Origin of the sequence: Mycoplasmopsis agassizii (genome assembly GCF_002276225.1) — a bacterium.
GTDB classification, from domain to species: Bacteria; Bacillota_I; Bacilli_A; order Mycoplasmatales; family Metamycoplasmataceae; genus Mycoplasmopsis_B; species Mycoplasmopsis_B agassizii_A.
The window spans coordinates 35,075-41,489 of record NZ_NQNY01000014.1; the positions used below are offsets into that span (position 1 = coordinate 35,075).

Below are 6,415 nucleotides of genomic sequence, written 5' to 3' on the forward strand. Positions count from 1 at the left end.
AAAAATGAAAAAAGAAAAACGCTCACAAACAGGTGTTAAGCATTCTCCTTTGAGAAGTTTTTTTTATTTTGTTTCAGAAGACAATTATTTTAAGGGTAGCAGTTTAATTTTAATTGCAATTTTCTTATCAATTCTTAATTATTTGACTAACGTTTTCATTTTATCAACAGCCTATGGCTATAGTTTTGGTTTTCTACTAGGTGAATTTGGGATAGTAATTTATCTATGATGAATATGAAAAGGTATTAGATTACTTTTTCATAAGCAACTCAAAGAACTTTATTATTCAAGGAATTACTATTTCAAGATCTTTTTTTCAAGGGTTAACTTATTAAATTATTCACTTTTATGTAGTGTCATTATTTTGGCAGTGATTGCTATTCAGGGAAACATTTTATACCCACAATTAGAACAAAGGAAAGACCCTTTTAACTTCTACTTTTTTGAATGATTTAACAGTTTTACAAACGGTTATTATAAAGAAACCAATATCGTTGTTCTAGAAAGAATTGAAGGTTTAGCTTATTTACCTAACTATTTAAATTTTGGATTTTTTATAAACGGAATCTTTACAGTTTTATCTGCTTCATACAACAATTACATGCTTTATTTATTTTTAGGACTACTTACTATTGCAGTCCTTTTATACTGATTTAGATTTTTAATCTTTAAAAAATATAAAGATGTTTGATTAGATGCTAAGTTAAAAAATCTTGAAAGTAAAGAAAAAAGAAGACTTAAAAAAGAACAAGAAATTATCAAAAAACGCACTCAAATGTTATTAGGCGAAACCCCTGAAGATAAGGTCTTGAAAAATCCAGTTAGTCGCAATATCACTGATGAATTAAAAACTGACTTAACTGATAGTGAAGCAAAAAGAGCTGAAGAAATTAAAATTGCTCAGCAAGAATTAGGAACTTATGAAGGTGATTTTACTGGTAAATTTACTCCTAAAACCGTTCCTTTTGATATTATCAGGAATAATCAAACTAGAGAAAATTCTTTTATAAAAGAAGAGAGTTTACAATCTTATAAAGAACAACAGAATAATCAAAAAGTTATTTTTAGCCCACAAAATCAACAAAAAACCAATTTATTTAAAGAAGAGATAGTTTTACCAAAAGTTGAAAATAATGCTAAAATTAGTTTTGAGGAAGATATTCTAAGTACTAACAAAGCAAAAGATTTAGAAAAAACTATGCCTCAATTAGTCAAAGAAATGCTAGCTAATAATGGAAGTGTTTTTGTTGATGTTAATAATTTAAATAACAATAAACAGAAGCAAGTAAATCAGCAGTTAAATCGTGAAAATGATATGTTTTACGCTGAATTTAAAAAAGAAATTGAGCGCAAAATTCAACAACGAGAAAAAGCAAAACTTGAGAATTTTGACAACGGTTTTAATACTTTTGAGCATCGAAAAAATTGACACAAGGGCGACCAACGTGTTGCAGGTGACGATTGAATCAGTGCAACTAGAGAAGTTAAACTTCCCAAAGAAAAATTAGAAACTGGATTAATCGAAACTATTCCTTTTGATAATCCACTTGAATAGGAGCAAAAAATGTCACAAGATTTATTACAATGAGATTGAGAAAAATGAGAAGATGTTGAACATCAAATTGATAAAGGTTTAGTCTTTTTAGAAATCGTTACAGACTGATGTGGTGATTGTAAAATGATGGCACCAACTGTTGCCAAACTAAGAGCTAAATACATTGATGATAAACGCATCAAATTCATTAAAGTAAATGCTGAACAAGCAAATTTATATAAAAATGAAAAAGCAAAATTCCATATTAAAAGAATTCCAACACACTTGTTATTACAAGATGGAAAAGTTTTAAACGAGCATATTGAATACTGTTCACTAGATATGCTTGATGATTGAGTGAAGGCTGTTTTAAAATAGTAACCCAAAAAAGTTAAAATGCAGTTTTTCACTGCATTTTTTACTTTTCATTTTTCAAAATCCCTATATTATGTAATAATAAAACAAAGCAGGAAATCGTGTCTAATAAAAGAATTAAAAAGTTTGAAGAAACACGCCATAGTTTTTGGCAAGAAGAAAATTTACGTTTGTCATTAATTAGATCTGACAAAGACTTAAAACAGATTTATGATGGTTCAAAAGCATATATCAAAAATTTTGAAATTGAACTACTTAAAGAAAATAAATTTGTAATTAATTATTCAGAAAATAAGCAATATGAAGATGACTCACTTGATTTAAAAGAGATTGAAAAAATTCAAAATGCTTCTGAAAAAGTTTTAGTAGATTTGATTACAAACAATTATTCTTCAGCTTTTCAAGAAGGTTTTTTTGAATATAAATATTTTAATAGTATTATTTCATGAGACCAAAGACCACTGAGATCAAAAATCCAGAAATTAAATTTAAAAAACAAAGAAGAGGAAAAATAAGATGAAGAAAATCAATATCGCTATCGATGGACCTAGTGGTGCAGGTAAAAGTAGTATTAGTAAGATTTTAGCCACGCAGTTAAATTATGTTTTTATCAATACAGGTAGTTTTTATCGAGCCTTGGCTTATGAAATGATGAGTAAAAATTGGTCAGTTGAACAGTTAATAAAAGAGTTGTTTAATCTCAACTTTTTGTATGAAAATGATGAGCATTTATTTTTAAATGGTGTTAACTATTCAGAGTTTTTAAGAGACCCTGCCATTTCACAAAAAGCAAGCGAAATTTCTAAACATGCTGAAATTAGAAATCACGTTAATAACTATATTACTAACTTAGTCAAGCACAATAAAGGTTTTATTTTGGAAGGTCGTGACACAACTTTTAAAGTTGCACCTAATGCCGAGCTAAGACTTTTTATGCAGGCAAGCCCTGATGTAAGAGCCTTAAGAAGAACCTTACAAAACGAAACTATTGGCATTCATAAAGACTTTAAAAAAGTTCTTGAAGAAGTTAATTTCCGTGACCTGCAAGATTCAACTCGAGAAGTTGATCCTTTACATATTGCTGAAGGCGTGATCGTTTTAGATAATAGTTCATTAACATTTGATGAAACTGTAACAAAAATTTTGGAGCTAGTAAATGAAAAAATTAGCGACAAATAATAAAGTAGCAATCGTTGGTAAACCTAATGTTGGTAAGTCAACTCTTTTCAATCGTTTAGTTGGTAAGCGAAAATCAATTGTTTATGATGAACCAGGTGTAACTCGTGATCGCTTGTATGAAGAATTTAAGTGAAATGGTAAATCAATTAACATTATCGATACAGGTGGAATTGAAATCAGTGATAAGCCTTTTGCAGAACAAATTAGAATCCAAGCACAAATTGCTATCACTGAAGCATCACAAATAATTTTCGTAGTCGATGGTAGATATGCTTTAGATGATAGTGATTTATTAATCGCTCAAATCTTAAGAACATCTAACAAACAAATTTATGTAGTTAGCAATAAATTAGAAGCTAATCAAGATCCTGATTATGATGTTTATCGCCTTGGTTTTGAAGATTATTTTACAATCAGTGCGTTGCACGGCGAAGGTATTGGAGAGATTCTTGACTTGATAGTCAATAACATTGACTACAGTAAAGTTGCGGAAAATAAGCACTTTAAATTATCAATTATCGGTAAGCCTAATAGTGGAAAAAGTTCACTTTTAAATACCTTATTAAATGAAGAACGAGCAATCGTTTCTGACATAGCAGGTACAACTAGAGATGCAATTCAAGAGATTATAACAATTGAAGATGAACCGTTTTTTTTAGTTGATACAGCAGGTATTTTGAAAAAATCTAAGCTAGTTGATTCAGTTGATCACTATGCTTTAATGCGCGCCATTGATAGTCTAGAAGATTCTGATCTTGCACTAGTAGTCATCGATGCAACCAGAGAATTATCGCATTTTGATGCGCGTTTAATAGGTTATGCAGATGAGCGCCATAAGCCGATCATCTTAGTCATAAATAAATGAGACCTGATTGAAAGAGACCAAAATGCGATGCGAGATTATGAAAATAAGCTCAAAGAAAAATATCCTTTTGTCAGTTGGATGCCGTTTGTATTTTTAAGTGCACTTAAAAAACAAAGAATCCACAAACTCAAAGAAATGATAATAAGGGTTAAAAACAATATTAATCGCAAAATCAAGCAACAATTATTAAACGAATTGATAGTCGACATGCAAAGCATGCAACCAGCCCCTTCTTTTAACGGTGGACAATTACAAATCGCTCGAGCGATCCAAGCAGAAAGTAAAACTCCAACGTTCATTTTTTTTGTAAATGATGTAAAATTTTTGCACTTTTCTTACAAACGTTACATAGAAAATCAGCTTCGAGAATACTTTGATTTTTTAGGTACACCAATAAATTTAATTTTTAAAAGGAGGACTTAAAACATGAATAATATTGCTATTATTGGTTTTAGAGAACTGGGGCAAGCTTTTGCAAAACATCTTAGTGACAAAAAGGAACTTAATATTAAGGCATTTACTTTGTCAGATAAGACAGTTTCGCAGTTTAAAAATAATCGCTTCAGTGAGTTTTTTAATGAGGATCTTGAAATTGCTAACTTATTGGTTAGCAATAATTTAAAAGATGTGGTGGCTGATGCAGACATTGTGATTTCAACAATTTCGAGAAAAAATATGCGAGATTTTTTCCCAAAAGTTTTTGAATATATGAAAGATGCGCAGTTTTCATAACGACATACAACGGTAATTTTCCTGAATCCAAAGTCAATGTGCAACATCATCTAAGAGACTTATTGGAATATGAAAATGCAGAGCATAAGTTAAATAAAAATATTGAGATTATGGCATTGAGCGGAATGTATCGAGCATCATCTTTATATAAAGGTGACATTCAGTTTTCATCTTTAGTTTCAGAAAATGTTGAAGTTGCAAAAAATGTTCGTAGTATAATTGGCAAGAAGAATTTTAGAATTTATATCAACACAGATATAAAGGGTTCAGAGGTCTTTACAAATTTTTTACAACTATCACAACTAGCAGTTGGGATGCTTGATGCAATGGGTTTTGATGAATGTTTAACGGCAGCATTTGTGACAAGGCTAGCCAAAGAAGTGCAGCGTTTTAATCACGCTTATGGTGGAAGAATGGAAACGTTTACATCGCTATCATCTCTACCAAATATTTTGCTATTTACTTTTTCAAAAACAAGCGATAATTTTTTAATCGCTCAAGAAGTGATTAAAAAAGGTAAGCGTGTTTTAAGTATTGCAAAAATTAGATCACCTTTTGATGCTTTAATTTTCTTTAAGCATTTTAACGATACTATCTATAACTTGCACATGCCAATTATTGATACAATGTTTGATTTATTGCACCGTGATTTAACACCAAAAGAAGCAGTTGAAAAATTTGTCAAGAGTGAAATTACACTTGAGGATGAAAATTAGAAAAGGAGAAAAGTAATGACAAAAAAAGAATTAATTGAAAAAATTACAAGTCACAGTGGACTTGATAAAGGTACTGTTAATCAAGTTTTAGAATCAGCTTGATTTATCATTCGCGAAGGTTTAATTCAAGAAGAAAAAATACCTTTAGGACCACTAGGGAGTGTAAGCGTTAAAGTAAGAGCTGAAAAAACATCACATCATCCGATAACTAAAGAAGTTATCAGCGTTGCTGCTAAAAGAGTTGTGAAGTTTTCACCTTCAAAACACATTAAAGAAGTTGTTGATTTTTAAACTAAATATTTTAAAAAATCAACAATTCCTGGGAATTCAATTTCCAGAATAAAAGCATTCAAATCTAATCACTCAATTGAGAGTGATTTTATTTTTAAATTTTCTATTTTAGAAAAATTTAATAAATAAATTTTAGAAGATTTCTCGCTATAAATAATTAAATAACTATGACCTTGATGTCTATTAATAGTTTTTAAATGATCTTTTTGATGAGCCTTTAAATTACTTAATAAAAATTTATCGCCTTCAAAAGTTTTTGCTTCTAAAGCAACATATTTACTTTTATGAATTCCGTAAAAATCAATTGTACTTTTCAGTAATTTAACTTTTGTGTTAGCATCATTTGCATAGTTATATTTAACAGGCGTTTTCTTTTTTTCAAATCAAGCAATATCATGACTTATATAATAATCAATTGTTTTAATGACTAAGTATTCTAAAAACATACCCTTGTTTTTAGAATTTTGAGATATATAATTATCAACTTTATTATTCATATCTAGTTGCTATCATAAATTAAATAAGCTGAAAATGTTTTAAAAATCTTAAGATGATTTTTAAAACATGCTTATCTAATTTATGATTTAGTTATTTATTTTCTTAATTAATTAATTTTGTAATATCTACAACTTCACGATTATCATGCTTTGCTACATATGTATTAACTGCTAGGTTGTAATTTTTTTCTTGTATCTCTTGAATATTTACAAGTCTTGAAAAATG

Annotated in this window: 9 protein-coding genes; 8 read left to right on the forward strand and 1 reads right to left on the reverse strand. The window is 29.1% G+C overall.

The window, feature by feature from the left end; translation table 4 throughout:
* Positions 1–4 precede the first annotated feature (4 nt).
* The 8 genes from CJJ23_RS04020 to CJJ23_RS04055 all read left to right on the forward strand — a co-directional run bounded on the left by CJJ23_RS04020 (position 5) and on the right by CJJ23_RS04055 (position 5,692).
* Positions 5–1,555 carry a hypothetical protein gene (locus CJJ23_RS04020; protein WP_095335071.1) on the forward strand — a complete coding sequence of 517 codons (1,551 nt, stop codon included), beginning with the start codon at positions 5–7 and terminating at the stop codon, positions 1,553–1,555.
* Positions 1,556–1,564: 9 nt separating this feature from the next.
* Positions 1,565–1,912, forward strand: coding sequence for a thioredoxin family protein (locus CJJ23_RS04025; RefSeq protein ID WP_095335072.1), 348 nt, complete (start codon positions 1,565–1,567; stop codon positions 1,910–1,912).
* Between the two features lie 98 nt (positions 1,913–2,010).
* Positions 2,011–2,424 carry a hypothetical protein gene (locus tag CJJ23_RS04030; RefSeq protein WP_084232042.1) on the forward strand — a complete coding sequence of 138 codons (414 nt, stop codon included), beginning with the start codon at positions 2,011–2,013 and terminating at the stop codon, positions 2,422–2,424.
* 1 nt (position 2,425) lies between these two features.
* Positions 2,426–3,088, forward strand: coding sequence for a (d)CMP kinase (cmk, locus tag CJJ23_RS04035; protein WP_095335073.1), 663 nt, complete (start codon positions 2,426–2,428; stop codon positions 3,086–3,088).
* Complete coding sequence (gene der / locus CJJ23_RS04040) at positions 3,066–4,376, forward strand: ribosome biogenesis GTPase Der (RefSeq protein WP_095335074.1); 1,311 nt, start codon at positions 3,066–3,068, stop codon at positions 4,374–4,376. The genes cmk and der overlap by 23 nt, the downstream gene beginning before the upstream one ends.
* 3 nt (positions 4,377–4,379) lie before the next feature.
* A complete protein-coding gene (locus tag CJJ23_RS04045; protein ID WP_095335075.1) occupies positions 4,380–4,685 on the forward strand; it encodes an NAD(P)-binding domain-containing protein in 306 nt (101 codons plus the stop codon).
* A 62-nt stretch (positions 4,686–4,747) separates the two neighbouring features.
* A complete protein-coding gene (locus tag CJJ23_RS04050; protein WP_095335076.1) occupies positions 4,748–5,401 on the forward strand; it encodes a hypothetical protein in 654 nt (217 codons plus the stop codon).
* Positions 5,402–5,416: 15 nt separating this feature from the next.
* Positions 5,417–5,692 (forward strand): HU family DNA-binding protein, encoded by a 276-nt coding sequence (locus CJJ23_RS04055; protein ID WP_084232046.1) that lies wholly within the window; start codon positions 5,417–5,419, stop codon positions 5,690–5,692.
* Here the strand turns inward: CJJ23_RS04055 and CJJ23_RS04060 are convergent.
* Positions 5,689–6,189 (reverse strand): Holliday junction resolvase RecU, encoded by a 501-nt coding sequence (locus CJJ23_RS04060; RefSeq protein ID WP_095335077.1) that lies wholly within the window; start codon positions 6,187–6,189, stop codon positions 5,689–5,691. The two genes, CJJ23_RS04055 and CJJ23_RS04060, sit on opposite strands and share 4 nt — an antisense overlap.
* Between the last annotated feature and the right edge of the window lie 226 nt (positions 6,190–6,415).